Origin of the sequence: Pseudomonas sp. J380 (genome assembly GCF_009827115.1) — a bacterium.
Taxonomy (GTDB): Bacteria; Pseudomonadota; Gammaproteobacteria; order Pseudomonadales; family Pseudomonadaceae; genus Aquipseudomonas; species Aquipseudomonas paracarnis.
Genome location: NZ_CP043060.1, coordinates 4,984,734 through 5,011,696, shown reverse-complemented (window position 1 = coordinate 5,011,696; position 26,963 = coordinate 4,984,734). Strand labels below are relative to the sequence as shown.

The 26,963-nt window shown below is 61.8% G+C and carries 25 protein-coding genes; 14 read left to right on the top strand and 11 right to left on the bottom strand.

The features are described 5' to 3' along the window. Window positions 1–857: 857 nt before the first annotated feature. The 3 genes from FXO12_RS22915 to FXO12_RS22905 all read right to left on the bottom strand — a co-directional run bounded on the left by FXO12_RS22915 (window position 858) and on the right by FXO12_RS22905 (window position 2,816). Window positions 858–1,469, bottom strand: coding sequence for a PolC-type DNA polymerase III (locus tag FXO12_RS22915; protein ID WP_054896175.1), 612 nt, complete (start codon window positions 1,467–1,469; stop codon window positions 858–860). Between the two features lie 25 nt (window positions 1,470–1,494). Beyond that, entirely contained in the window at window positions 1,495–1,971 is a 477-nt protein-coding gene (locus FXO12_RS22910; RefSeq protein ID WP_003194396.1) for an NYN domain-containing protein, read from the bottom strand. 119 nt (window positions 1,972–2,090) lie between these two features. Then, the gene (locus FXO12_RS22905) at window positions 2,091–2,816 is read right to left on the bottom strand and encodes a DUF2076 domain-containing protein (protein WP_054896176.1); all 726 of its coding nucleotides are present in this window, start codon (window positions 2,814–2,816) and stop codon (window positions 2,091–2,093) included. A 182-nt stretch (window positions 2,817–2,998) separates the two neighbouring features. Between FXO12_RS22905 and FXO12_RS22900 the strand changes: the two genes are divergently transcribed. After that, window positions 2,999–3,658 (top strand): YciC family protein, encoded by a 660-nt coding sequence (locus FXO12_RS22900; protein WP_032873246.1) that lies wholly within the window; start codon window positions 2,999–3,001, stop codon window positions 3,656–3,658. Window positions 3,659–3,699: 41 nt separating this feature from the next. Further along, complete coding sequence (locus tag FXO12_RS22895; protein ID WP_054896177.1) at window positions 3,700–4,788, top strand: endonuclease/exonuclease/phosphatase family protein; 1,089 nt, start codon at window positions 3,700–3,702, stop codon at window positions 4,786–4,788. Window positions 4,789–4,791: 3 nt separating this feature from the next. On the opposite strand, the gene FXO12_RS22890 is transcribed toward FXO12_RS22895, so the two are convergent. Together FXO12_RS22890 and hrpB are read right to left on the bottom strand one after the other, a co-directional pair. Then, the gene (locus tag FXO12_RS22890; protein ID WP_057975541.1) at window positions 4,792–5,547 is read right to left on the bottom strand and encodes a hydroxypyruvate isomerase family protein; all 756 of its coding nucleotides are present in this window, start codon (window positions 5,545–5,547) and stop codon (window positions 4,792–4,794) included. A gap of 128 nt (window positions 5,548–5,675) precedes the next feature. Next, a complete protein-coding gene (gene hrpB, locus FXO12_RS22885) occupies window positions 5,676–8,186 on the bottom strand; it encodes an ATP-dependent helicase HrpB (protein ID WP_057975542.1) in 2,511 nt (836 codons plus the stop codon). A 253-nt stretch (window positions 8,187–8,439) separates the two neighbouring features. Here hrpB and FXO12_RS22880 point away from each other — a divergent pair, with 253 nt between their 5' ends. Next, window positions 8,440–8,859: a hypothetical protein gene (locus tag FXO12_RS22880; protein WP_014720057.1), complete on the top strand. Its 420-nt coding sequence runs from the start codon at window positions 8,440–8,442 to the stop codon at window positions 8,857–8,859. Between the two features lie 9 nt (window positions 8,860–8,868). Further along, on the top strand, window positions 8,869–9,762 hold the full coding sequence (locus FXO12_RS22875; RefSeq protein WP_054896180.1) for a cation diffusion facilitator family transporter: 894 nt from the start codon (window positions 8,869–8,871) through the stop codon (window positions 9,760–9,762). On the opposite strand, the gene FXO12_RS22870 is transcribed toward FXO12_RS22875, so the two are convergent. After that, a complete protein-coding gene (locus tag FXO12_RS22870; protein ID WP_054896181.1) occupies window positions 9,759–10,721 on the bottom strand; it encodes a DUF6515 family protein in 963 nt (320 codons plus the stop codon). The genes FXO12_RS22875 and FXO12_RS22870 overlap by 4 nt on opposite strands. Before the next feature lie 427 nt (window positions 10,722–11,148). On the opposite strand from FXO12_RS22870, the gene FXO12_RS22865 reads away from it, so the two are divergent. After that, window positions 11,149–11,628, top strand: a complete 480-nt coding sequence (locus FXO12_RS22865) for an Lrp/AsnC family transcriptional regulator (RefSeq protein ID WP_003194418.1) — start codon at window positions 11,149–11,151, stop codon at window positions 11,626–11,628. Between the two features lie 227 nt (window positions 11,629–11,855). After that, window positions 11,856–12,065 carry a DUF2788 domain-containing protein gene (locus tag FXO12_RS22860; protein ID WP_025999909.1) on the top strand — a complete coding sequence of 70 codons (210 nt, stop codon included), beginning with the start codon at window positions 11,856–11,858 and terminating at the stop codon, window positions 12,063–12,065. Here the strand turns inward: FXO12_RS22860 and FXO12_RS22855 are convergent. The 4 genes from FXO12_RS22855 to FXO12_RS22840 form a co-directional block, all read right to left on the bottom strand. After that, window positions 12,060–12,695 carry a pseudouridine synthase gene (locus FXO12_RS22855; RefSeq protein WP_057975543.1) on the bottom strand — a complete coding sequence of 212 codons (636 nt, stop codon included), beginning with the start codon at window positions 12,693–12,695 and terminating at the stop codon, window positions 12,060–12,062. The genes FXO12_RS22860 and FXO12_RS22855 overlap by 6 nt on opposite strands. Before the next feature lie 71 nt (window positions 12,696–12,766). Then, the gene (gene amn / locus FXO12_RS22850) at window positions 12,767–14,239 is read right to left on the bottom strand and encodes an AMP nucleosidase (protein ID WP_153475217.1); all 1,473 of its coding nucleotides are present in this window, start codon (window positions 14,237–14,239) and stop codon (window positions 12,767–12,769) included. A 182-nt stretch (window positions 14,240–14,421) separates the two neighbouring features. Beyond that, entirely contained in the window at window positions 14,422–16,074 is a 1,653-nt protein-coding gene (locus FXO12_RS22845) for an acyl-CoA dehydrogenase family protein (protein WP_057975544.1), read from the bottom strand. Between the two features lie 195 nt (window positions 16,075–16,269). Next, window positions 16,270–18,669: a hybrid sensor histidine kinase/response regulator gene (locus tag FXO12_RS22840; RefSeq protein ID WP_057975545.1), complete on the bottom strand. Its 2,400-nt coding sequence runs from the start codon at window positions 18,667–18,669 to the stop codon at window positions 16,270–16,272. A 275-nt stretch (window positions 18,670–18,944) separates the two neighbouring features. Between FXO12_RS22840 and FXO12_RS22835 the strand changes: the two genes are divergently transcribed. The 4 genes from FXO12_RS22835 to FXO12_RS22820 all read left to right on the top strand — a co-directional run bounded on the left by FXO12_RS22835 (window position 18,945) and on the right by FXO12_RS22820 (window position 22,478). After that, on the top strand, window positions 18,945–19,742 hold the full coding sequence (locus tag FXO12_RS22835; RefSeq protein ID WP_054896183.1) for a hydroxymethylpyrimidine/phosphomethylpyrimidine kinase: 798 nt from the start codon (window positions 18,945–18,947) through the stop codon (window positions 19,740–19,742). 30 nt (window positions 19,743–19,772) lie between these two features. Further along, a complete protein-coding gene (gene thiE / locus FXO12_RS22830; protein ID WP_014720063.1) occupies window positions 19,773–20,402 on the top strand; it encodes a thiamine phosphate synthase in 630 nt (209 codons plus the stop codon). A gap of 11 nt (window positions 20,403–20,413) precedes the next feature. After that, on the top strand, window positions 20,414–21,697 hold the full coding sequence (gene hemL, locus FXO12_RS22825) for a glutamate-1-semialdehyde 2,1-aminomutase (RefSeq protein ID WP_032895176.1): 1,284 nt from the start codon (window positions 20,414–20,416) through the stop codon (window positions 21,695–21,697). 226 nt (window positions 21,698–21,923) lie between these two features. After that, window positions 21,924–22,478 (top strand): tetratricopeptide repeat protein, encoded by a 555-nt coding sequence (locus FXO12_RS22820; RefSeq protein ID WP_034126914.1) that lies wholly within the window; start codon window positions 21,924–21,926, stop codon window positions 22,476–22,478. Window positions 22,479–22,605: 127 nt separating this feature from the next. Here the strand turns inward: FXO12_RS22820 and FXO12_RS22815 are convergent, their stop codons facing one another. After that, entirely contained in the window at window positions 22,606–22,932 is a 327-nt protein-coding gene (locus tag FXO12_RS22815) for a DUF1820 family protein (protein WP_003215457.1), read from the bottom strand. 130 nt (window positions 22,933–23,062) lie between these two features. Between FXO12_RS22815 and miaB the strand changes: the two genes are divergently transcribed. From miaB to FXO12_RS22795, 4 genes are all read left to right on the top strand, one after another. Continuing rightward, the gene (gene miaB / locus FXO12_RS22810; RefSeq protein WP_014720071.1) at window positions 23,063–24,391 is read left to right on the top strand and encodes a tRNA (N6-isopentenyl adenosine(37)-C2)-methylthiotransferase MiaB; all 1,329 of its coding nucleotides are present in this window, start codon (window positions 23,063–23,065) and stop codon (window positions 24,389–24,391) included. A 230-nt stretch (window positions 24,392–24,621) separates the two neighbouring features. After that, window positions 24,622–25,626 carry a PhoH family protein gene (locus FXO12_RS22805; RefSeq protein ID WP_019818064.1) on the top strand — a complete coding sequence of 335 codons (1,005 nt, stop codon included), beginning with the start codon at window positions 24,622–24,624 and terminating at the stop codon, window positions 25,624–25,626. Next, on the top strand, window positions 25,619–26,077 hold the full coding sequence (ybeY, locus tag FXO12_RS22800; protein ID WP_003194442.1) for an rRNA maturation RNase YbeY: 459 nt from the start codon (window positions 25,619–25,621) through the stop codon (window positions 26,075–26,077). The genes FXO12_RS22805 and ybeY overlap by 8 nt, the downstream gene beginning before the upstream one ends. A 42-nt stretch (window positions 26,078–26,119) precedes the next feature. Next, window positions 26,120–26,959, top strand: coding sequence for an HlyC/CorC family transporter (locus FXO12_RS22795; RefSeq protein ID WP_003194444.1), 840 nt, complete (start codon window positions 26,120–26,122; stop codon window positions 26,957–26,959). Window positions 26,960–26,963: the final 4 nt, after the last annotated feature.

Below are 26,963 nucleotides of genomic sequence, written 5' to 3'. Positions count from 1 at the left end.
CCTGTGCGTGAATGACACACAGAATGGTAGGTCGCAGTAAAACGTGATGGATGAGTAAAGAAGAAAACCAGAAAGGTCCTAACTCATAGCCGGATTTGACCTACCGACCATTCAGCGCTCAGGTGCCTTGTTTGCGTCGGATTCGGTAGCCAGTCTCGCCCTGTCATCGAATGCTTGGTGACCGGACGTGCAAGTCCGACGCCCAGGCCCACGCATCGGACGGAGTGATGAGATGCGTTGGGTGGAGATGGCGAAGGGGATGGTGGGCCAGGCGTTGGAGTGCCCACAGCCTCGATAAACGACGCATAACCCAAGTGTGAGCCGGGCTTGCCCGCGATAGCGGAGGGTCAGGCAACAAATGGCTGGCTGATACACCGCTATCGCAGGCAAGCCAGCGCCCACATGGGAACTCCAGTGTTCTTGAGGCAGTAGCCGGATCAGAACCCGCGCTGTTTGCTGATCGTTCCCACGCTCTGCGTGGGAATGCCGCCCTGGGCGCTCTGCGTCCGCTCTTAAAGTCGTGACGCGGAGCGTCACCAGATGCATGCCCACGCGGAGCGTGGGGACGATCAAACGACGCATAACCCCTGTGGGAGCCGGGCTTGCCCGCGATAGCGGAGGGTCAAGCAATAAATGGCTGGCTGATACGCCGCTATCGCAGGCAAGCCAGCGCCCACATGGGAACTCCAGTGTTCTTGAGGCAGTAGCCGGATCAGAACCCACGCTGTTTGCTGATCGTTCCCACGCTCTGCGTGGGAATGCCGCCCTGGGCGCTCTGCGTCCACTCTTAAAGTCGTGACGCGGAGCGTCTCCAGATGCATGCCCACGCGGAGCGTGGGGACGATCAGCGCCAGGCCTTAAAACCCGCGATGTTTCTTCAGGTGCTCATTGATCTTCGCGGCCGGCACTTTCTGCAAGGTGCACAGCAAGTCATGGGACAGCTCCCGCAAGCCATGAGTCTGGCGCAGTTCCTGGGCCAGGTGCGCTGTGAGGTTGGCGGCCATTTCCGCATCCGCCAGCGCCCGGTGAGCCTGGCCGGTGTGGGGCAGTTTGGCGTAGGCGTTGAGGGTGCCGAGCTTGTGGTTGGGCGCCGCCGGCATCAGGCGGCGGGCCAGCAGCAGGGAGCAGGCGAACTTTTGCAGGCGGGTGCGGCGGATCAGGCCCAGCTCAAAGTCCCAGAACTTCTGGTCGAACGCGGCGTTGTGCGCCATCAAGGGCGTGGTGCCGACGAACTCATTGACTTCGTTCATCACCCGTTCAGCCGGTGGCGCGCTGCGCAGCATGGCGTTGCTGATGCCGGTGAGCTGTTCGATAAACGCCGGTACGCGCACGCCGGCGTTCATCAGGCTCTGGTAGCGGTCCACGATCTGCCCACGCTCGAGGATGACCACGCCAATCTCCGTGGCCCGGCAGTGGCTGCTGGGGGTGATGCCAGTGGTTTCAAAGTCGATGACCGCTATACGTTCCAAACCTGTTCCAACTCCGTTCTACGATCTATTTGAGCAACAACGCGCCTTCGATCGGCACGTAGTGGCTGGCGGCGCGTATCAATGAGTTGGCCGTCAGCCCCGGCACGCCGTAGGCCACGGCCCGCACGCCATGCTTGTGGATGATGCGTTCGAGCAACATGTCGAAATCACCGTCACCAGAGGCCAATACGACTTCGTCGACATGGTCGGCGGCGTCCATGATGTCCAGCGTGATGCCCACGTCCCAGTCGCCCTTGGCGGAGCCGTCGCTGCGCTGGATATACGGCTTGAGTTTTACCGTGAAGCCCAGGTTGCGCAGGATCTGCTGGAACTGCTGCTGCTTGCTGTCGCCGCGGTCAATGGCATAGGCGTACGCCTCGACAATCTGCCCGCGCGCGCTGATGTCAGCCCACAGGGCGGCGTAGTTGAAGTGGCAACCATAGGCCTGGCGCACGGTGTAGTAGAGGTTTTGCACATCGGCGAACACTGCAATTTTTTTCACCGCACTTCCTCATGGACAGCCAGGCGCCAGCGCCCGGAAAGGGCGCCAGTATGCCAGCCAAGGGAGCGTTTCCGGGAAAAAATCAGACCGGAGCGCAGCAGCGCCCCGGGCCTGGTGTGTCAGACGAAGGAATCGTCGTCGCCAAAGGAAGAGGAATCGTCGGAATAATCGCTGTCGGCGAAGCTATCGGCGTTATTGCTGCCCCAGCTGTCGTTGCCGGCAAACGTCTGGTCATCGTTGCCCCAGTTACCTGAATCACTGGCCGGTGCCGGTTGTTCGATGATCTCCTCCACCACCTGCGGTTGCTGGTTGTGATGGAACAGGCTGCTGATCCCTTCGGCCAGCAACACCCCACCGGCCACGCCGGCGGCGGTCTTCATGGCACCACCGAGGAAGCCACTGCCGGCTGGCGCGGCTGCCGGTGCTTGCGCCGGCTGATAGTTCTGCTGGGGCGCTGGCTGGTTGAACGATGGCCGCGCCGGTTCACGCCAGCCGCCACCTGAGTTGCTCGGCGCAGGCTGTGGCTCACGGGAGCCGCCGCCAAAGATGCTCGACAGGAACCCACCACCGCTGGCCGGCGCAGGTTGCGTGGCCTTGGCCCGTTGCAGCTCGTCCTGCAATTGCTGAATCTGCTGGGCCTGTTGCTTGTTCTGCGCGTCAAGACTCTGCAGCGCATGTTCCTGTACCAGAATCGACTGGGTCATGTAGTAGCCGACTGCAGGTTGGCGAGCCATATGCTCCTTGATCCGCGCTTCGGCCTGGGCGTCGCGGGGGGCTGAGTCCGTTTCGGCTTGCTGCAACCGTGAAAACAGTCCATCGATCAGGGTTTGCTCTTCGCTATTCATGGCGACCTCGTTAGATTGCCGATAAAAAATTCCGGTCCCGCCTGTGATCAGGCTGGGGGCTTTCCAGTTATGGGGATGTTACGAGTTGTTTCAATGGTCTTTACTCAAGGTTTACGTTTGCGCCCCTTGGACCCTGATCGGTTAAAGTGTGGCCCTCTGCTTCCAGGCCTGTGATGACCCTGATGAATCCGTTAGACGTTTTGCGCGACTCCTTCCGCTTTACCCAGCGCAACCTGGGCGCCATCGTCCAGCTGTGCCTGCCATTGGTGATCCTCGAAGCCTTGCTGCAACAGGTGCTGGACCACACGCTGGGCCCGGATGCGTTTCCCGGCTACAGCGTGGTCGTAGGTTTGTTGGTGTACCCGCTGTACACCGGCGCCCTGATCCTGTTTCTCGACGCCCGCACCCGAGGCGAGTCGCCGCGCACCAAGGACGTGTGGGCCATGGCCTTGAGCCTGTGGCCGCGTTTTGCCCTGCTGACAGCCATGAGCACGTTGCTGATTCTGTTGGGGCTGTCGCTGTATTTCCTGCCGGGCTTGTGGCTGATGGTGGTGCTGGCGTTTGCCGAATACCTGCTGGTGCTGCGCGGCATGCCCGCCCTGGAGGCGATGAAGGAAAGCTTTCGCCTGACCCGCGGGCATTTCTGGCGCATCCTGGTGTGCCTGCTGTGCGTGATGACGCCGTTGTGGCTGCTCAAGGGCGCCAGCGTGGCGGCGTACCCTGAACCCGCGCCGTTGCTGGGTTTGCTGATGGACAGCGCCCACAGCTTCCTGCAACTGTTCACCAGCGTGGTGCTGTTCCGTTTATTCATGCTGATCGGTGGCGACGCCGACGTGCGGTGATATGCTCCGTGGCTCTTCTGACACGCATATAAGCCGAGCCGATGACCCGTTTATTGCGCATAACCCTGTTGAGCCTGTTGATCATCGCCGGCCTGCTGGCCGCGCTGATCTACAGCCTGACCTGGCGCCCTGCCGACAAAGAGACCCTGCCCGTCAGCTGCGTGGCACCCCGTGCCCCGACACTGCTGCCGGGGCAGGCGCTCAAGGTCATGACCTGGAATGTGCAATACCTGGCCGGCAAGAACTACGTGTTCTGGTACGACACCCCGGACGGCAGCGGCCCGGACGATCGCCCCACCGTCGAAGACATGGCCTTTAGCCTCGACGAAGTGGCGCGGGTGATTCGCGACGAACAGCCCGACATCCTGCTGTTGCAGGAAGTCGACGAAGGCGCCAAGCCTTCCCATTATCAGGACCAGCTTGCGCTGTTGCAGGAGCGTCTGGTCGACCTCTACCCGTGCAGCGCCCAGGCCTTCGACTGGAAAGCCGACTTTGTGCCCAGCCTGCATATCTTCGGCAGCGTCGGGCGCAAGCTCGCTACGCTCAGCCGCTACCAGATCGAACACGCCGAACGCCTGCAATTGCCAACCGCCGACGCCAACTTCGTCAGCCGTCAGTTCCAACCCAAGCCGGCCCTGCTGCTGACGTATCTGCCCTTGAGCGACGGAGGCCAACTGGCGGTGCTCAACACCCGCCTGGACGCCGGTGCGCCAGGGCGCAGTGCCCTGCGGGAGCAAGTGACGAGTACGGTAAGACTGCTGGATAAACTCGAAGGTCGCGGCACACCCTGGTTGATTGGCGGGGATTTCAACCTGCTGCCACTGGGCCAGTTCCTGCGCCTGGACGCAGAAAAGCGTGGCCAGTATTCGCCGGACAGTGAGTTGCATCTGCTGTGGGACAAGTACCCGATGATCCCCAGCAACAGCCAATCCAGTGGCATCGACCGCGAGAAATGGCTGACGCACTTCCCCAACGACCCAGGCCTTGATGGCCCGGATCGCACGCTGGATTACCTGTTCTACAGCTCGCGCGTCAAACGCGTGGAAGCCAAGGTGCGCCAGGAAGATACGTTGCGTATTTCCAATCACCTGCCGGTGATCGCCCGATTCCTGTTGCCTGCCGCGCAATAACCCCTAGGGTTTCAGGAGCGGCTTAAGCCACTCAAGGCTGGCAACCGTGGTGCCGGATGGGCGGTATTCACAGCCGATCCATCCTCGGTAGCCACGCTGCTCCAGCGCCGCGAACAAGCCAGCGAAGTCCATGGTCCCGGTGCCCGGCTCATGACGCCCCGGGTTGTCGGCGATTTGTACATGGACGGTCCTCTCGTAAAACTGCGCCAGCACCCCGGCTGGGTCGCAGGTCAACAACTGGGCATGGTAAAGGTCCAGAATCAGCCCGACACTCGTAAAGGTTTCCAGCACCTGCTGGGCCTTGCTGAAGTCAGACAGGTAATAGCCAGGCATCGCCTGCGGGCTGATGACTTCTATCAACGTTCGCAAACCCTGATCTTCAAGGTACTTGATCGCGTATTCCAGGTTATTGGTGTAGGCAAGCGCGCTCTCATCCTGAGGCGTGGTCACGCCCGACATGATGTGCACATCCGAGCAGTTCAGCGCCTTCGCATAGCGGGCCGCCTCGCGCAGCCCCTCGCGAAATTCCTGTTCCTTGCCCTGCAAGGCAGCGATGCCTTTGGTCACGCCCGCTGGCGCTGCGAACTGAATCAACGGCAGGTTGTATTGGGCCAGATGGTCAGCGAGCAGGCTGGCGTCGAATTCATAGGGTGACGGGAACTCCACTGCCCTGAAACCGGCAGCGGCGGCGGCTTCGATGCGTTGCAGAAAAGGCAACTCGTTGAATTGGAAACCGAGGTGAGCATTGAACTTGAGCATTGGGTACATATCCATCCTGGGAAAAAACGAAATCATCAGCCTTGGGTGTCGTTGGCGGCCGAATCCCTGATTCCAAGCCTTCAGGTAATGAGCCCAGCCTGCGTAAAGACTGGGAATGACTTGAACACTCAGGGCTTTCTGGGCTTGATCCTGGCCGTCGCTTCGGCCACCAACGGGTCATCCGGCCAATAATGCTTGGGGTATCGCCCCTTGAGATCCTTCTTCACCTCGGCATAGGTACTGCGCCAGAAGTTCGCCAGGTCCTGCGTGACCTGCACCGGCCGGCGCGCCGGGGACAGCAAGTGCAACTTCACGGCCAGGCGCCCGCCGGCAATGCGCGGGGTGTCTGCCAGCCCGAACAATTCCTGCAAGCGCACCGCCAGGATCGGCGGCTGCTCGCTGTAGTCCAGGCGTACCGATGACCCCGACGGCACTTTCACATGCTGCGGCGCCAGCTCTTCCAGGCGTTGGGGCAAGGGCCAGGGCAGCAGGTTGTGCAGGTAGCTGGAGATATCCAGGTTGGCGAAATGGCTGAGGCGCGAGACCTTGCCCAGGTAAGGCATCAGCCAGTGTTCGAGGCTGGCGAGCAGGGCCTTGTCGCTGAGGTCGGGCCACTCGCTGGTGTTGCCGGCATCCAGTTGGCGCAGCAGCATCACACGGGCTTGCCACTGACGCAGTTCCGGGGTCCAGGGCAGCAGTTCCAGGCCTTTGCGGCGCACCAGGTGGACCAGCGCCTGGCTGCGGGCGGATTCGTCGAGGCCGGTCAGGGGTTCGCGGCTGAGCACCAGTTCACCGACTTTGCGTTGGCGCTCGGCACGCAAGACGCCTTCGCGCTCGTCCCAGTCGAGTTGGTCGACGTTGCGCACTTGCTCGGTCAGCACCGTGTCGAACAGTGCCGGATCAAAATCCGCCGCCAGGTAGATGCGTTCTTCGCGCTGGCCCTGGCGGCTGCCCAGGTCGGCGATCACCAGCCAGGGTTGTTTCATCAGGCTGTCGGCTTCGGCAAACAGCGCTGCGCGGCCATTGGCCAGGCGGTATTCAGCGCCACCGGGGCGACGTTGCTGGGCGACGCGGTCCGGGTAGGCCAGTGCCAGCAAGGCGCCGAGCCAGCGCGGGTGGTCGGGGTTGTCCACCGGCTGGGTCGCCTTGCCGCGCAGGTAGCCACGGTATTGCCGGGCCAGTTGCTTGGCGCGCTGCACGCCACCCTGGGTACCTCGCGCACGCTCCTCGCCGGACATCAGCGCCAGGCGGCTGTGCAAATCGGCACCGCCGCCGCGCAGGATATCGCGCTCGCCCAACAGCGCCGCCACGTCACAGGCGGTGGCGGCGAGCCCCAGGTCTTGGCCACGCAATAACAGGTGGGCAATACGCGGGTGGGCGGGCAACTCGGCCATCTTCTGGCCATGGGCGGTGAGGTTTTCGTCGTTCAATGCACCGAGGCGTTGCAACAGATCCTGGGCCTGGGCATACGCGGCTGTGGGTGGCGCATCCAGCCACACCAACTGGCTGGGCGTCACGCCCCAACGGGCCAGTTGCAAGGCCAGCCCCGCCAGGTCGGCGGCGAGGATTTCCGCGCTGCCATAAGCGGCTAGACCGTCGTGCTGGTCTTCGGACCACAACCGATAACACACCCCCGGCTCCAACCGACCTGCCCGACCGGCGCGCTGGGTGGCGCTGGCGCGGGAGATGCGCTGGGTGTCGAGGCGGGTCATGCCGCTGCCGGGGTCGAAACGCGGCACCCGAGCCAACCCGGCGTCGATCACCACGCGTACGCCGTTGATGGTCAGGCTGGTCTCGGCGATGTTGGTAGCCAACACCACTTTGCGCTTGCCGGCCGGCGCCGGGTCGATGGCGGCGCGCTGTGCATTGAGGTCCAGCTCGCCATGTAGAGGGCATAACAGCACGTCAGGGCGATCACCCAGGGCCTCGGCCAGTTGCTGGTTGACCCGGCGAATCTCCGCCTGCCCCGGCAGAAATACCAGCACACTGCCGGGCTCGTCATGCAGGGCTTCGAGGATGGTTTGCACCACGCGCGGCTCGATAAACTCCCCGGCCTGGTAAGGGCGCCCCCAGCGCATCTGCACCGGGTACATGCGCCCTTCACTGCGCAGGATCGGCGCGCCATCCAGCAGACCGGCCAGGCGCTCGCCTTCGAGGGTGGCGGACATCAGCAGGATCTTCAGCGGCTGCTCGTCGCGAAACAGCTCGCGTCCGTTGAGGCTCAAGGCCAGCGCCAGGTCGGCGTCGAGGCTGCGCTCGTGGAATTCGTCGAAGATCAACAAGCCCACGCCGTCCAGCGCCGGGTCGTCCTGCAGGCGGCGGGTGAGGATGCCTTCGGTGACCACCTCGATACGCGTATTGGGGCCGACTTTGCTGTCCAGGCGAATGCGGTAGCCCACGGTCTCACCGACCTTTTCACCCAGTTCACTGGCCAACCGCTCGGCAGCAGCACGAGCAGCCAGGCGCCGGGGTTCGAGCATCAGGATGGTTTGCCCGGCGAGCCACGGCTCATGCAACAAGGCCAAGGGCACGCGGGTGGTTTTACCGGCGCCGGGGGGCGCTTCCAGCACGGCTTCATGGCGATGCGCCAAGGCGTCACGCAGGGCGGGTAAAACATCATCGATCGGCAACGAATTCATACTGGCTCCAAAGCAGAGCGGCGAGTATAACGGCGAACTGCCAGATGCCGATGCGGGTCTTAAAAGCACCCACGCTTTGGGCTGTGAATGCAGTCGAAGGTGGGAGCTGGCTTGCCTGCGATAGCGGTGTGACAGTTGCCGCTGTATTTCCTGAACCGTCGCAATCGCAGGCAAGCCAGCTCCCACATTGGTTCATCGGCGCCTGGCCGATCTGGCTTATAGTCACCCTTAAATATGTTCAGGAGACTTTTTCATGCGTATCGCTTCCCGTGTCATCGGCGGTGTCCTCGCCGTTACCCTGCTGAGCCAACTTACCGCCTGCGGGTCGATTTTCTACCCCGACCGTCGTGGCCAGATCGATGGCAAGATCGACCCGACCATCGCGGTACTCGATGCCCTCGGCCTGTTGTTTTATGTGATCCCCGGCCTGATCGCCTTCGGTGTCGACTTCGCCACGGGCGCCATTTACTTCGAACCGGGCAAGACCGCCCAGGTCGCCCCCGAGAAACTGCACGAAGCCATCGGCGCTGACGGCAAGGTCGATAACGCCAAGCTGCAGAGCATCATCCAGAAAGAAACCGGCCGCACCTTGCCGCTGGACGACCCACGCCTGATCCAGTTCAAGGGCAGCGTGCAGCAACTGGCGGCCCTGGGCCTGCAGCCTGCCGCGTAAGGACAGCTCATGACCAGCAGCCCCGAACACGCAAGGCTCTTGCGCCTGGCCACCCGCGCCTCGGTGGGCGTGGCCTGTGTGTTGATTGTGACCAAGGCCATCGCCTGGTGGCTCAGCGGCTCGGTGAGCATGCTCGCCGGGCTGACCGACTCACTGCTCGACGGCGTCACTTCGCTGTTGAATTTGCTGGCAGTGCATTACGCCCTGCGCCCGGCCGATGACGATCACCGTTATGGGCATGGCAAGGCGGAGTCGCTGGCGGGGATGGCGCAGGCCTTGTTTATCGCCGGCAGTGCGGTGCTGATTGCGCTCCAGGCCTATGAACGGCTCAAGCACCCAGAGCCGGTTGGCGCACCGTGGTTGAGTATCGGCGTGATTATCTTGTCCCTGGCGCTGACCGTGGCCCTGCTGGTGCTGCAACACCGCGTGGTGCGCGAGACCGGCTCCAATGCGGTGCGCGCCGACTCGCTGCATTACCGCTCGGACTTGCTGCTCAATGGCAGCATCCTGATTGCGCTGGTGTTGGCAGGTTTTGGCTTTCATCAGGTCGACGCCTGGTTTGGCCTGGGGATCGCCGCCTACATTCTGTGGAGCGCGATCCAGATCGCCCGGGAAAGCTTTGCGGTGCTGATGGATGAAGAGTTACCGCCAGACGTCAGCCAGCACATGCTGGAACTGGCCCGGGGCGTACCCGGCGTGCTGGGTGCCCACGACTTGCGTACGCGGGTTTCCGGCAACCACTGGTTTGTGCAGTTGCACCTGGAGTTGCCGGGCGAGTTAACGCTGTCGGTGGCCCACGGCATCAGCGACCAGGCCGCCGATGCCATCCACCGGGAATATCCGAAGGCCGAAGTGCTGGTGCATGCCGACCCGCGGGAAGTGGTCACCGGCAACAAAACCTAGTACTGCACCTGATATCCACGACTGCCCAGGCAGTTGCCCTGGGCCTGGCGGTAAGTTTGTACCACCGCAGGGTCCGGGGCATAGGTAACGGTGCGCGGGTCGAAGCCACTTTGTTGCACCGCCCAGCGATAACAGTCGTAGCCGTCCTGCTGTACCTGGGCTGGCGATTGGCCGTTGGCCGGGTAAGCCACCACGTCATAGCCGTTGCCTTGAGGCGTCGGCGGAGGTGATGGCACCTGCGTCGGTGGTTGTACCACCACGTATTGCTGGGTGCTTTGCTCGTAGGCGTAATAGGCGCCTGCGGCGAGGAACAACAGCGAGCCGCCTACCCACACTTCACGTGCGTAGTCCGGCAGGTAATGCACGCGAATGCCATAGGGCGGCGTCACCACTACGTAGCGTGGGCCTTGGGGGCGATACCAGTAGCCGCCGGAGAAAAAGTAGTCCTGGCCACGGTAAGGCACGCGGTAATTGCGATCGGGGAAACGGTCGATGACATATCCAGGGCGATGCTGCGGGCCTGGACCCCAGCCATTGCCATGCCCGTCGGGGCGGCCTGGCCAGCGGTTATCACCGGGGCGATCGTTACTCGGACGCGAACCGGGGCCGCCGGCCTCCCAATGCCGGTTGTCATCGGGGCGTCTGGGAATATCACGGTAATAACCCTGGCGCGGCTCCTGGGTCTGGCGCACGGTATCGGGCCGGCCCTGGATCGGCAGGTTATTGGAGGGTTGCGGTTGCGGTGCTGGTCGCCCCGGCTCATGACCTTGAGGCCGACCTTGCCATTGGCCACCCTCGTGCTCGCCGCCACGATCACCCTGCGGGTTTTGTGGGCGTGGCTGATTGTGCTCAGGCCGTTGCCCCTGGCCCGGTGAGTTATCGCGTTCGTCGGCCATCGCCTGGGAGCCGACGCTGACCACCAGCAAACCAACACCTGCCATACGCCAGATGCGCTTCATGCTTTTCCTCACTGCGGATTGGGGCTTGATCATGAGACTGGAAAAGCCTCGCCCGGTTCTGAGACAGGTTATCAGTCACGAGAACTATTTTCTGAAGGCAAAACGCGCACAAAGAAAAAGGGGTGACCCGTCGGCCACCCCTTGAGAATTTCGTCCGTGCTCAACGCTTTTGACGTTGGCTCACCTCACGCCGTCTTGTGGACAGTGTGCAGCCTGGAGGCCGGCTCAACCCTGCTGGGGCGGCGGCCGCAACGGGCCTGATTGGGCGCGCTGCTGTGGACTGTTGTCCAGGCGGTGATTCTGTTGGTAATCATAGGCGTGCCAGGCGGGCAGAGGATTGCGAAGATTGCGTCAATAAACAGTGCTTGCGCAATTTTTAACCCTTCATGGATAATTAAACGCAATAGTTACGACAAAGGCCAACCCAATGAGCAAGCTTGACCGATACGACCTGAGTATTCTGGCGGAATTGCAGCGCGACGCGAGGATCTCCAACCAGGAGCTGGCCGAACGCATCGGCCTGTCGCCTTCGCCCTGCTCGCGCCGGGTCAAGCAATTGGAGGACGACGGCTACATCGCCCGCCAGGTCGCCCTGCTCGACCGCAAGATGCTGGGCCTGAGCCTTACGGCCTACGTACTGATCGGCATGGACCGTCACACGCCGGAACGCTTCGAGAATTTCGAAGCCGCCATCCGCACCCTGCCGCAAGTGCTGGAGTGCAGTTTGGTGACCGGCATGGATGCGGACTACCAGTTGAAGGTGGTAGTGCCGGACATGGATCACTATCAGAAATTGCTTCTGGGGCATCTGACCCGAATCGAAGGGGTGACCAGCGTGCGGTCCAGCTTTGTGCTCAACCAGGTATTGAACAGCACCGAACTGCCCCTGACCCACCTGCGCACCTGAGAACAACGATGCTCAACTGTAGGAGCGAGCTTGCTCGCAAAAAACGTTAACGATAACCCGTGCCTCCTGAATGAACGCGGCGTCTGTGAGTTTTTCGCGAGCAAGCTCGCTCCTACAATGACATCAGGCCCCCCACAGTTTGACCGTGCAGGACTCAGGTCAATGTTGCGTCTGTGACGCTGCCGTATACTGCTCGCTTGTCTTGTCGGAAGAGCCCCATGAACAACATCGACCCCGCCCTGTTTGAAGAATGGATGATGACCGGCCTGGTCACTATCCTCATCATTTTCATGGGCTTCATCGTCTGGGACCTGGCGAAGAAATCCAAGGCCGGGCGCTTTGGTTCGTTCATCCTGTTTTTCGTGCTGGGCCTGGGCGTGGCGGCGTTCATCATCAAGAGCGTGGTGATCGGCCTGATTGAATCCGGCGCCTTATAAGCGCGCCGGCACTGCCTTCCACTGGCCTTGATCCAGGCCATCGATCGACCACTCACCAATACGCACGCGCACCAGGCGCAGCGTCGGCAAGCCCACTGCTGCGGTCATGCGCCGTACCTGACGGTTGCGCCCTTCACGAATCACCAACTCCAGCCAATACGTCGGCACGCTTTTGCGAAAGCGTACCGGCGGGTTGCGCGGCCATAATGCCGGCTCATCCAGTTGCCGCGCCTCGGCCGGCAAGGTCATGCCGTCGTTGAGTTCCACGCCTTCACGCAGGCGTTGCAGCTGCTCTTCAGTCGGCTCGCCTTCCACCTGCACCCAATAAGTTTTCGCCAGCTTGTGTTTGGGGTCAGCGATGCGCGCCTGGAGCTGACCGTCGTTGGTCAACAGCAGCAGGCCCTCGCTGTCACGGTCCAGGCGCCCTGCCGGGTAAATGCCGGGGATATCAATAAAATCCTTGAGGGTCGCGCGCCCACCTTCGTCGCTGAACTGGGTCAGCACATCGAAGGGTTTATTGAACAGGATCAACTTGGGCTCGGCCGGTGGCGCCTTGGCAACGCGGCGAGCGGCAGAGTACGGTGGTTTCACGCCAGGGCGGCGCGAATCGGGACGAGTGGGACGGGACATGGCAAAGGAACATCTAACGGTCAGGACCGACAATGCTAGTGGCCTGACCGCTAAATGACCATCCTAACCGCTTAGCGGAACGGCGGCTCGTCGAAGCTGCGCAGTTTGCGCGAGTGCAGGGAGTTGAGTTCGGTGCGCAACAGGTCGACCGCCTCGATGCCGATCTTCAAGTGCTGGCTGACCGCACGCTCATAGAACGCGTTGGCCGAACCCGGCAGCTTGATCTCGCTGTGCAAGGGTTTGTCCGATACGCACAACAAGGTGCCGTAAGGCACGCGCAAACGGTAACCCTGGGCGGCGATGGTGCCGCTTTCCATGTCCACCGCCACGGCGCGGGACAGGTTGATCAGCGGCCGCTCCTGGGCCCAGCGCAGTTCCCAGTTCCGGTCGTCATAGGTCAGCACGGTACCGGTGCGCAGGCGTTTTTTCAGCTCTTCGCCTTTTTCGCCAGTGACTTTCGCCGCAGCTTGCTGAAGCGCCAGCTGCACTTCGGCCAGGGCCGGGATGGGGATGTTCGGCGGTACCACGCGGTCGAGAATCCCGTCGCGGCGCATATAGGCGTGGGCCAGTACGTAGTCGCCGATGGTCTGGGATTGGCGCAGGCCGCCGCAGTGGCCGATCATCAGCCAGCAATGCGGGCGTAGTACGGCCAGGTGGTCGGTGATGTTCTTGGCGTTGGACGGGCCTACGCCGATGTTCACCAAGGTCACGCCGTGGCCGTCAGTGGCCTGCAGGTGATACGCCGGCATCTGGTAGCGGTGCCAGACCACGCCGGCGGCAATGGCCGAGGCTTCGCCGTGGTCCATGCTCTTGTCGATCACCACGTTGCCGGGCAGCACCATACGGATAAACCGCGGGTCGCTGCGCAGTTGCTCCAGGCCATGCAGGATGAACTGGTCCACGTAGCGGTGGTAGTTGGTCAGCAAGATCCACGGCTGCACATGGCGCCAGTCGCTGCCGGTGTAATGCACAAGGCGACGCAGGGAAAAGTCCACGCGGGCGGCATCAAACAGGGCCAGGGGCAGCGGGTCGGTGTTTTCCCAGTCGTACAGGCCATCGGCAATGCCGTCGGTGGCGGCGGACAGGTCGGTACTGGGGAATACACGAGCCAGGGTCGCGGCGGTGACGCCGGAGCCGGCCAGTTCATCACCCTGCTCCACCACATAGGGGTACGGGATGTTCTGCTGGCTGACGCCCACTTCCACGGTCACGGTGAAGTCGTGCATCAGCGGCACCAGTTGCTCCAGCAGGTACTTACGGAACGCGGCCGGGTGGGTCACGGTGACGCTGTAGGTACCCGGCAGTTGCACCTTGGCATACGCCCGAGTGGTCTGTGGGACTTCGCCGTGGCAGTGGTAGGTCAGGCGCAGTTCCGGGTAGCGAAACAGTGCGCGTTGAGCGGCGTCGGGTTCGACGCGGTCCTTGAGGTATTGCTTGAGCGCTTGGTTGAGCGCGCCAGTCGCACGCTCATGCAGCGCCGCCAGCCGGTCCACGGCTTCTTCGGCGGTTTTAACGACAACAAAAGCTTCGGTCACGGTAAGCATCCTGTGTTCTGACTTGCAGGCCTTTATCTTGCCTGTATCCAGGCCTCACCGAAACACCGGAAGTGGAATGCTTTGATAGGTGGGAGCTGGCTTGCCTGCGATAGCGGTCTATCAGCCACATAATTGCTGGCTGGACCACCGCTATCGCAGGCAAGCCAGCTCCCACATTTGACTGTGTTTATTCAGAGGGATTGTGGGGTTGAGCGGGCGACAATAGCTTGCACATCCACCCCACGCGGCAAGGTGCCATATACCCGCCCCGACGATTCACCCAGCCGGCTGGCAATAAACCCATCGCTGACCGCCGCATTACCCGCCTCCAACAGCAACTTGGCCTGCAACGCCAGGGCAATGTCCTCGGTCAGTTGCCGTGCCCGATACTGGATATCCTGGGTGTCCATGAACGCCGCCTTCAACTGCTCGATATGCCGCGCCAGCTGTTTGTCGCCATGGCCATCCCCCAGCTCCACAAACAGCACCTCCAGCACACCCGGCTCTTTGGACAACGTACGCAGCACGTCCAGGCATTGCACATTGCCAGAGCCTTCCCACGTGGAGTTAACCGGTGCCTCACGGTAAAGACGCGGCAGGATGCTGTCTTCCACGTACCCGGCGCCGCCCATGCATTCGGCGGCTTCGTTGATCATCGCCGGCGCTCGCTTGCAGATCCAATACTTGCCCACCGCCGTGACCAGCCGGGCGAACTTGGCTTCATGTGTATCATCAAGATGATCCAGGGCGCGCCCCATGCGCAGGCTCAAGGCCAGGGCCGCTTCGCTTTCCAGGGCCAGGTCGGCCAGCACGTTCTGCATCAGCGGCTGCTCGCTGAGCACGCGGCCACCCACCTGGCGATGGGCGCAGTGATGGCTGGCCTGGGTCAGCGCCTGGCGCATCAAGGCGCTGGAGCCGACCATGCAATCGAAGCGTGTCATGGCAACCATTTCGATAATGGTTGGAACGCCGCGGCCTTCTTCACCGACCATCCAGGCCAGGGCGCCGCGAAACTCCACTTCGCTGGACGCGTTGGAGCAGTTGCCGAGTTTGTTCTTCAAGCGCTGGATATAGAACTCGTTGCGCGTGTCGTCCGGTCGGTGCCGGGGCAGCAAAAAACAGGTCAGGCCCTTGTCGGTCTGGGCCAGGGTCAGGAAGCCATCGCACATCGGTGCCGAGCAGAACCACTTATGCCCTACCAGTTCGTAGGCTTGGCCGGGGCCACCCGCGCCTACGGGGTAAGCGCGAGTGGTGTTGGCGCGTACGTCGGTGCCGCCCTGCTTCTCGGTCATGGCCATGCCGATAGTAACGCCGGCCTTGTGGGCGATGCCGACATTTCGTGGGTCGTAGTGGGTATTGAGTACTTTAGGCAGCCAGAGGTCCGCCAGCTCCGGTTGCAGGCGCAGGGCCGGGACGCAGGCGAAGGTCATGGTCAGCGGGCAGCCGCTGCCGGCTTCGGCCTGGCTGTGCAGGTAGGTCATCGCCGCACGCGCCACATGGGCGCCAGGCTGCGGATGGGCCCAGGGCAGCGACGGCAGGCCATGCTCGACGGCGGTGCGCATCAGCTCGTGATAAGCCGGGTGAAACTCCACCAAGTCGATGCGATGGCCGTAACGGTCATGGCTGCTGAACACCGGTTTATTCTGGTTGGCCAGGAACCCGGCTGCCATCAACGGCCCACCGGCCAGCGCACCGTATGCATCAATGCGCGCTTGGGCCCAACCGGCGCCGAAGCGGCGTGACCATTCCTGCAAAGGCAAGTCGATGCGATACAGGTTAGTGCCGTCCAGGGACGGTGGCTGGTTGATGACGTCGTGGGTTTCGGCAAACTGATGCAGGTTCATGACGGGCCTCCTGGAAAAAGGCCGCATCGATCTAAGGCTGCCTGTAGGAGCGAGCTTGCTCGCGAAGAACCTGAGAGCAACGCGCTAACCCAGGCGGGGCGCGTTATCGTTGACGTTCTTCGCGAGCAAGCTCGCTTCTACAAAAAACACGGATCGATTGAAGCCGGTTTTCTCAGTTAAGCATCGCCACCGCGCTTAAAAAAGTGGCATACGTGCCGAATGCTCGGCGCTTTCACCCTCATCCGCACACAGCACGCTGCGCTCAAGCGCCGCCTGCAAGGCGTCGAAACGCACCGGTTTGGCCAGTCGGTCCGTCATGCCAATACCATGGCAGCGCTCACGCTCCGGCCCATTGGGCGAAGCGCTCAGGGCGATCACCGGCAATTCACCGCAGCCGGGCAATGCGCGAATCTGGCAGCACAACGAAAAGCCACCCTCTGGCACATCCAGCAGCACGGCGTCGAAGCTGTGCCCCTGCAATGCAGCGAGCGCCGCCGGGCCGCTGTCTACGGTTTTGACCCGGTAACCGAGCTTGAGCAACATGCCACGCACCGCCAGTTGGCCCACGCTGTTGTCGTCCACCAACAGCACCGTGCACTCCTGAGGCGCACGCTGTGCAGGCAGCGTTTGCGTGGCGGGCGTCACCTGCTGCGGCACCGCGCTGACGTCCATTTCCAACTGGAAGCGGCTGCCTTTACGGGGCTCCGAATGATGGGTCAGGCGCCCGCCCAGCAGTTCGATCAACTGCCGGCAAATCGCCAGGCCAATGCCCAGGCCGCCGTATTCACGCGTCATCGAGCCGTCCAACTGAAAGAAACGCTGATACAACGTGGCCTCATCGAGAAAGGCAAAGCCGATACCGGTGTCGGTGACGATAAAGCTCAAGTGCAAGGCCCCATCCCCTTGCGGCACCCCCACCACACGCAAACGAACCGCGCCGACGTGGGTGAATTTGAACGCATTGTCGAGCAGGCAATCCAGGCACTGACGCAACTTTTGGGCATCGCCGATGAGCCGGTCTGGCAGCTCATCCGCGACGTCAATGGAGAACGCCAGGCCCTTGGCCTGGGCGCTGCCGGTGAACTGCTGGCGCAAGGTATCGAGCTCGCCACGCAGGCTGAACACTTGCGGCTGGGCCACCAGGCGACCGGCCTGCAACTCGGTGAGGGTGAGGATGCCGTTGACCATGCGCATCATGTCCCGCGCCGAGCCGGCGGCGGTTTGCTGGTACTGCGTCAGGTCATCGTCCAAAGGCACGGTTTGCATCAGTTCCAAAGAGCCGATCACACCGTTCATCGGCGTGCGCAATTCGTGGGTCAGGGTGGCGAGAAATTCGTCTTTGAGGCGATTGCTGCGGGCCAGTTGCTGGTTGAGCGCTTCCAGCTTCTGGCTGGCATCGAGGAGAATCTGCGCCTGCTGTTCGCGCATGCCGTTGATGCGGTCGGCCAGGGCCAGGGACAACAGCGCCACTTCAATGGCTGAGCCGAGCTGGCTGGCATACATGGTCAGGAACACGTTAGGCAGATAACCCAGCACCATCAGGGTATTGATCACCCCGCCGAGCAGGAAGGCCGACCAGGCGATGATGAAATAACGCGCCATGCGCTGCCCGCAATACCAGGCCTTGATGGCCGCCACGAAGATGGTCACGGTAAACACCAGCGCCAGCGCAGTGGCCAGGCGCAGGGCCACGGCGTAACTGGTCAACAGCGCCAGTGCCATCACCAACCCGCCACAGGCCGCCAGCGCCAGCAGGATGCGGTTGAGCCAGCGGCTGTGCTGCGCGGTGTGCAGGAAACTGCGCGCGAACAGGCTGCCGAACAAAGCCGCCGAGCCGATCAGGAAGGGAACCGCCGCATTCGCCCACCAGGGGTTGTTCGGCCAGAAGTACTCCACCGCAACGCCATTGACCGACAGCTGATACAAGCCGAACGAAGCGATATAGAAGATGTAATAGAGGTAGCTGGTGTCGCGCACGCTCAGGTAGATGAACAGGTTGTAGATCAACATGCCCAGCAACACACCGTAGATGGCGCCGAGCACGTACAAACGCAACGGTTGCTCTTCCATGTAGGCGGTGCCCGCCCACAACGTCAGCGGTGCCTGGATCGAGCCTTGGCTTTGCAAGCGCAGGTAGACGGTTTGTTGCTGGTCGGGCAAGAAGCTGAGCTTGAACAGGTAGTTGCTCTGGCTCACCTCACGGCTGGAAAACGGCAATGCGCTGCCGGTGCGGGCGGTGAGGCGGTAGTGGCCGGTGCCGTCGTTCTGGTAGAGGTCCAGGCGATTGAGCGGCGGGTAGGCCAGCTCCAGAAACCAGGTGCGCGGTGCGCGGGGATCTTTGGCGGTGTAGTGCAGGTTGACCTTCAGCCAGAACACCGAGCGTGAATAGCCGGCATTGAGCGTGTCTTTGTCGTGGGTCTTGAATTGGGCGGCATAGGCGGGGGAACTGACATCGGCGATGGTGAGGGCATCGGTTGGGTCTTCGAGCACTTGCATGACCCGGCCCAACGGGAGGCTGCGCGTGTCCTGGTTGAACTCGACAGCGCCGGCGAGCATCGGTAGCCCGCACAATATAAACATCAGCAAATAGCGCATAGAGCCCCAGCGTAGCCTGGTCCGGTTGTGTCAAAAGCCCCCCATTCCTTTTGAGAAGACGTACACCGGCGATACAGTAAGTTATTGGGATGCACTTTAGCATAGCCAGTAAAAGCCATTAGCCACTGCAGGAACTTTTTTTAGAACAGCTCTAGCGCAATGCTTTCAGACCGCTGCGTTGCAGCGTTCGGCCACGCAAAGCGACGCTGCAACAGCAAACTTCTGCCATCGCCAGGCAGCCACGCAAAAAGCGTTTGGTGGTAAGCTCGCGCACCATGAATATCTACAGTTCTCGCCCCGTTGTCCTCTGTCTCTCCGGCCACGACCCCAGTGGTGGCGCCGGCCTGCAGGCAGATATCGAAGCCCTGCTCGCCCAGGGTTGCCACGCGGCCCCGGCCGTCACCGCGCTGACCGTGCAGAACACCGTCAATGTCAGTGACTTCCGCGTGCTTGACCGTGAGTGGGTACTGGCCCAGGCCAATGCCGTGCTCGGCGACTCTGAAGTCGCGTCGGTCAAGCTGGGCATGCTCGGCTCCACTGCGATGGTCGACACCGTGGTCGAACTGCTGCAGGCGCACCCGCATTTGCCGGTGGTCTGCGACCCGGTGCTGCGCGCCGGCGGCGGCGGTAGCCTGGGCAAGGACGAGGTCGGTTATGCAATGCGCGAGCGGCTGCTGCCCTTGTCATTGATCGCCACCCCCAACCTGCCCGAAGCGCGCATCCTCGCGGAACTGCCCGACGGCAGCGCCGACGACTGCGCCGAGAAGCTGTTGCCGTACATCAAGCACCTGCTGATCACCGGCGGCCATGGCGACGAGCACGAAGTGCACAACCGCCTGTACAGCCGCGACGGCACGCGCCAGACCTTTACCTGCCAGCGCTTGCCCGGCAGTTATCACGGCTCGGGTTGCACCTTGGCCAGTGCGCTGGCCGGGCGCATTGCCCAAGGCGAAGGTTTGGCCAGCGCCGTGCAAACGGCTCTCAACTACACGTGGCGTACCCTGCGTGATGCCGAACAACTCGGCCAGGGCCAGTTCGTGCCGCGTCGATTGCCGCTGGATTTCTGCTCGTAACTTATCGCTCGTCAGCAAGGGGTTTGCCCGATGAAACTACGCGGCCTTTACGCCATTACCGACAGCCAACTGTTGGCCGGCAAATTCCTCGCCTACGTCGAGGCGGCGCTGGACGGTGGCGTCACCCTGTTGCAGTACCGCGACAAAAGCAGCGACGAGGCACGGCGCCTGCGTGAAGCCGAAAAGCTCTATGAACTGTGCTCGCGCTACAAGACTCAATTGATCATCAACGACGATGCCGAACTGGCCGCGCGCCTGGGCGTCGGCGTACATCTGGGCCAGACCGACGGCCCGCTTACCTCGGCCCGGGCACTGCTCGGCGCCAAGGCGATCATCGGCGCCACCTGTCACAGCCAGATCGAACTGGCCGAACAGGCCGCCAAAGAAGGCGCCAGCTACGTCGCCTTCGGCCGCTTCTTCAATTCCACGACCAAACCCGGCGCACCCGCCGCCACCGTTGACATGCTGGCCCAGGCCCGCAAGCGCCTGCACCTGCCGATCTGCGTAATCGGCGGCGTCACCCTGGAAAACGCCGAGCCGCTGGTGGCCCACGGGGCTGACCTGCTCGCCGTGGTCCATGGCCTGTTCGGTGCCGACAGCACCCAGGAAGTCACCCGCCGCGCCCGTGCATTCAACGACCTTCTTAAATCTTCAGTTTAGAGAGCCCGATCATGTCCCGTTCCGAAACCCTGTTTGCCAACGCCCAGAAACACATCCCCGGCGGTGTGAACTCCCCCGTGCGTGCGTTCAAGAGCGTGGGCGGCACGCCGTTGTTCTTCAAGCATGCCGAAGGCGCCTACGTCACCGATGAAGACGACAAGCGCTATGTCGACTATGTCGGCTCCTGGGGCCCGATGATCCTCGGCCACAGCCATCCGGACGTGCTGGACGCGGTGCGCCAGCAACTGCAGCACGGCTTGTCCTACGGCGCCCCGACCGCGATGGAAACCGAGATGGCCGACCTGGTCTGCTCGATCGTGCCGTCGATGGAAATGGTGCGCATGGTCAGCTCCGGCACCGAAGCCACCATGAGCGCGATCCGCCTGGCCCGTGGTTTCACCGGCCGCGACAACATCATCAAGTTCGAAGGTTGCTACCACGGGCACTCCGACAGCCTGCTGGTAAAAGCCGGCTCCGGCGCGCTGACCCAAGGCGTACCCAATTCCGCTGGCGTACCTGCGGCGTTCGCCAAGCACACCCTGACCTTGCCGTTCAACGACATCGCGGCCGTCGAGCAGATGCTCAGCGAAGTCGGCCAGGACGTTGCCTGCATCATCGTTGAGCCAGTCGCCGGCAACATGAACTGCGTTCCACCGGCCCCGGGTTTCCTTGAGGGCCTGCGCGAGCAGTGCGACAAGCATGGCGTGGTGCTGATTTTTGACGAAGTGATGACCGGTTTCCGGGTCGCCCTCGGTGGCGCCCAGGCTTACTACGGCGTTACGCCAGATCTGAGCACCTTCGGCAAGATCATCGGCGGCGGCATGCCGGTAGGCTGCTTCGGCGGCAAGCGCGAGATCATGCAACACATCGCCCCGCTCGGCCCGGTATACCAGGCAGGCACCTTGTCGGGTAACCCGCTGGCCATGGCCGCCGGCCTGACCACCCTGCGCCTGATCAGCCGCCCGGGCTTCCACGCCGAGCTGACCGACTACACCACGCGCCTGCTCGACGGTCTGCAACAACGCGCCGACGCCGCCGGCATCCCGTTTGTGACCACCCAGGCCGGTGGCATGTTCGGCCTGTACTTCAGCGGCGCCGACGATATCGTCACCTTCGATGACGTGATGGGCAGCGATGCCGAGCTGTTCAAGCGCTTCTTCCACCTGATGCTCGAAGGCGGCGTATACCTGGCACCGAGCGCCTTTGAAGCCGGCTTCACTTCGATCGCCCATGGCGAAGCCGAACTGAAATTGACGCTGGATGCTGCCGAGCGCGCGTTCGCGGCCCTGAAATAAGTGACGGCAACCTCTGACGTTGCCCCTGGCAGCGTCAGATTTGCTACTTTGCTTACAGAGAATTCCTGGTTTTTTCGAGAATTGCCCTGCAATCCGGCAGATAACTTGCCCAAGCAGCAGAAAAACGAGTAAAGACTTTGTAAGCAGAGGCCTGCTTATTTCATAATGCGCTCTTATTGGACTCCCTCGAGGGTCCGCGCGCCCCGTCAGAGGTAAGTCGATTCCCATGAAACGCACCGGCCGCACCCTGGTTCTGGGCTGCCTGTTGCTCCTTCAACCGCTACTGGCACATGCCCAGGCCGGCGGCAACTCGTTGTTAATCCCAGCGATGGGTCGTTGCACCCTCAATACCCAGCCAGAGAGCCAGGCCGAAGCCCTGAGCGCGTGCCAGAAACAGGCCGAGGAAGGGGATGCGCAAGCACAATACGAGTTGGGCGAGTACTACCACGACAGCAAGAACCCGGCCGTTGACCTCAACAAAGCGTTGAGCTACTTCGAGAAAGCCTCGTTGCAGGGCCACGCCCAGGCGCAATACCAGTTGGGCAACATGTTCTTCAAAGGCGAAGGCGTGCCGGCCAACAACGTTCAGGCGTACATCGTGCTGAAAATGGCCGCGGTCAATGGCGCCGAAGACGCACTGGACACCGCCGACGAAGTCGCCGAGCACATGCAGCGCGATGAACTGGAAGTGGCGACCCAGGTGCTAGGGCAGATTTTCCGCAACTACCTGCAGGAATTGCAGAGTGCTGATGGGCGTTCGCCGTTCTCACCCCTTCCCTGATTTTTTGTAGACCTTACATCGCTATCGCAGGCAAGCCAGCTCCCACAGTGACTGCATTCCAGCATTGAAACGCGGTCGAGTGTGGGAGCTGGCTTGCCTGCGATAGACCCCCCCTCGGTCTAAAGCCCTACTTCTCAGGCATCGGCATCGGAAACGGCATCACATTGCTCATGCCCCGAGCTTCACTGATCTTCGGCGTCCCCAAGCGCTCGACTTCATCGATGCGCACAATCGAATGCATGGGCACAAAGCTGCGCACCACACCTTCGAACTGGGCCTTGAGCTTTTCTTCGCCCGGATCGACCACCAACTGGGTGCGCTCGCCAAAGACGAACTCTTCCACCTCCAGGAAGCCCCACAGATCACTTTGATAGATCTGCTTGGCGTACATTTCGAACACCTGGCCCTGGTTGAGGAAAATCACCTTATAGATTGGAGCTTCACGTTTGGTCATGGTGGGCGAACAACACATGGGGATATAAAAGAGGGCGCGAACTATAGCATGGCACCCGATGCACAGCGCTAGGAACCAATGGGCATGCCCCCTATAATGCGCGGTTCTTTACCACCAGTTGACGATTCCCATGGCCAAGAAGCTTTACATCGAAACCCACGGTTGCCAGATGAACGAGTACGACAGCTCGCGCATGGTCGACTTGCTGGGCGAACACCAGGCCCTGGAAGTCACTGCCCGCGCCGAAGATGCCGACGTGATCCTGCTCAATACCTGCTCGATCCGCGAGCGGGCCCAGGACCGTGTGTATTCGCAGCTGGGCCGCTGGCGCGAATTGAAACTGGCCAACCCGGACATGGTGATCGCCGTCGGCGGTTGCGTGGCCAGCCAGGAAGGCGCCGCGATCCGCGACCGTGCGCCCTATGTCGATGTGGTATTCGGCCCGCAAACCCTGCACCGTCTGCCAGAGATGATCGACGCCGCACGCATCACCAAGCTGCCGCAAGTCGACGTGTCGTTCCCCGAAATCGAAAAATTCGACCATCTGCCCGAACCGCGCATCGATGGGCCGAGCGCCTATGTGTCGGTGATGGAGGGCTGCAGCAAGTACTGCACCTTCTGCGTAGTGCCTTACACCCGTGGCGAAGAAGTCAGCCGGCCGTTTGACGATGTGCTGTCGGAAATCATCCACCTGGCTGAAAACGGCGTGCGCGAAGTCACCCTGCTGGGCCAGAACGTCAACGGCTACCGTGGCCAGACCGATGACGGCCGCCTGGCCGACCTGGCGGAATTGATCCGCGTGGTCGCCGCCGTCGATGGCATCGAGCGCATCCGCTACACCACCTCGCACCCGCTGGAGTTCTCCGACAGCCTGATCCAGGCCCACGCCGAAGTACCAGAGCTAGTCAAGCACCTGCACTTGCCGGTGCAATCGGGTTCGGACCGCATTCTCTCGGCGATGAAGCGCAACCACACCGCACTGGAATACAAATCCAAACTGCGCAAGCTGCGCGCCGCCGTGCCAGGCATTTGCATCAGCTCGGACTTTATCGTCGGCTTCCCGGGCGAAACCGAGAAAGATTTCCAGCAGACCATGAAGCTGATTGAAGACGTCGGTTTCGACTTCTCCTACTCGTTCGTCTACAGCCAGCGCCCTGGCACCCCGGCTGCCGACCTGCTGGATGAAACCCCGGAGGCGTTGAAAAAAGAGCGTTTGAACGCGCTGCAACATCGCCTCAATCAGCAGGGCTTCGAAATCAGCCGACAAATGGTCGGTTCGATCCAGCGCATTCTGGTGACCGATTATTCGAAGAAAGACCCGGGTGAATTGCAGGGTCGTACCGAGAACAACCGAATCGTCAACTTCCGCTGCGACAATCCCACGCTGATCGGCCAGTTTGCCGATGTGCACATTGATGCGGCGCAGCCACACTCGTTGCGCGGCTCGTTGATCAACTGATCTCGCTGACCGGATGAAGATCAAAATGTGGGAGCTGGCTTGCCTGCGATAGCGATGTATCAGTGCCCAATGTGCCAACTGACCCACCGCTATCGCAGGCAAGCCAGCTCCCACAGGGGTTCTTCAGGGTTATCGAGAGTGGGGCCAGGCTATTTAAGTGCTTTCGCACACCAGCGCCTGGCGTTATTCTCTCTCTCACCTCATCAGCCAAAGGGCGGCTAAAAGCAACCTTGAACGCACCCATAGCAGAACCCCATCGTTTTATCCTCGAGCCTTTTGAGGCTCGCCGTTTCGCCAACCTGTGCGGACAGTTCGACGAGCACCTGCGCCTGATCGAACAACGCCTGAGCATCGAGATCCGCAACCGCGGCAATCAGTTCGAGCTCATTGGTGAACCCCAACACACCACGTCTGCAGAAAACCTGCTGCGCCGTCTCTACCGCGAAACCAAGGGTAGCGAGCTGTCGCCGGAGACCGTGCACCTGTACCTGCAGGAGTCGGCTGTGGAAGACCTGGCCAATAACCCGGTGGCCGAAGCCAGCGTAGCCTTGCGTACCAAAAAAGGCATGATTCGCCCACGCGGCTTGAATCAGCAGAAGTACGTCAAGGAAATCCTGGGCAACGACATCAACTTCGGCATCGGCCCGGCCGGTACCGGCAAGACCTACCTCGCGGTGGCCTGCGCCGTCGACGCCCTGGAGCGCGAGCAAGTGCGGCGCATCCTGCTGGTGCGCCCAGCGGTCGAGGCCGGCGAAAAGCTCGGTTTCCTGCCCGGCGACCTGGCCCAGAAGATCGACCCGTACCTGCGCCCGCTCTACGATGCGCTGTACGAGATGCTCGGTTTTGAATACGTGGCCAAGCTGATCGAGCGCCAGGTGATCGAGATCGCCCCGCTGGCCTACATGCGTGGCCGTACGCTCAACAACAGCTTCATCATTCTCGACGAAAGCCAGAACACCACCGTCGAGCAGATGAAGATGTTCCTCACCCGTATCGGTTTCGGCTCCACTGCCGTGATCACGGGCGACATCACCCAGGTCGACCTGCCCAAGGGCACCAAGTCGGGCCTGGGCCAGGTGATCGAGGTGCTCAAGGACGTGCCGGGTATCAGCTTCACGCACTTCATGCCCAAGGACGTGGTGCGCCACCCGCTGGTGCAGCGCATTGTCGAAGCTTATGAGCGTTTCGAACACCGCGACGACGCGCCCGCCAAGGACGCTCGCCACGATGCTTGAGCTAGATCTGCAACTGGCCACCGACGCGCCCGCCCCCAGCGAAGCCCAGTTCCGCCAATGGTGTGAACTGGCTTTGCGCCAGCGCACCGCTGACTCGGAGCTGACCATTCGTCTGGTGGACGAGGCCGAAGGCCGTGAGCTGAACCACACCTGGCGCCAGAAAGACTACGCGACCAACGTGCTGTCCTTCCCCGCCGACGTGCCCGACGAATTGCTGGATATCCCGCTGTTGGGCGACCTGGTGATCTGCGTCGCGGTGGTCGAGCGAGAAGCGGCGGAACAAGGCAAGGAACTTGAGGCCCATTGGGCCCATCTAGTCATCCACGGCTGCTTGCATCTCTTGGGTTACGACCATATAGACGATGACGAAGCCGAGGAAATGGAAGCACTGGAACGAACGTTGCTTGCAGAACTGGGTCACCGCGACCCATATGCAGACGACGAAAGCTGATCAACACTCAACTGTCATATCAAAGGATTTAGAGTAATCGCTATGAGCGAAGACCGATCGAGCAACGGGCAGAAGTCATGGCTGGGTAAACTGACCCAGGCTTTTGCCCACGAGCCGAAAAACCGCCAGGAGCTCTTGGAGCTGCTGCGCGACGCACACCAGAACAAGTTGCTGGACAGCGAAGCGCTGGCCATCGTCGAGGGCGCCATTCAGGTGGCTGACCTGCAAGTACGTGACATCATGGTCCCGCGCTCGCAGATGATCAGCATCAAGGCGACCCAGACCCCACGGGAATTCCTCCCGGCCGTGATCGACTCGGCGCATTCGCGCTACCCGGTGATCGGTGAAAGCCATGACGACGTCATGGGTGTCCTGCTGGCCAAGGACCTGCTGCCGTTGATCCTCAAGGAAAATGGCGACAGCTTCAACATCAAGGACCTGCTGCGCCCGGCCACCTTCGTGCCGGAGTCCAAGCGCCTGAATGTGCTGCTGCGCGAGTTCCGCGCCAACCACAATCACATGGCCATTGTGATTGACGAATACGGCGGCGTGGCCGGCCTGGTCACCATCGAGGACGTGCTGGAGCAGATCGTCGGTGACATCGAAGACGAGCACGACGTCGAAGAAGACAGCTACATCAAGCCGCTGCCCAGCGGTGACTTCCTGATCAAGGCACTGACGCCCATCGAAAACTTCAACGAGTTCTTCGACAGCGAGTTTTCGGACGATGAGTTCGACACCGTCGGCGGCCTGGTGATGAGTGCGTTCGGGCACCTGCCCAAGCGTAATGAAACCACCGAGATCGGCGCCTATCGCTTCCGCATCCTGAATGCTGATAGCCGTCGTATCCATCTGATCCGCCTGACACCCATCGCCCGCTAAGGAC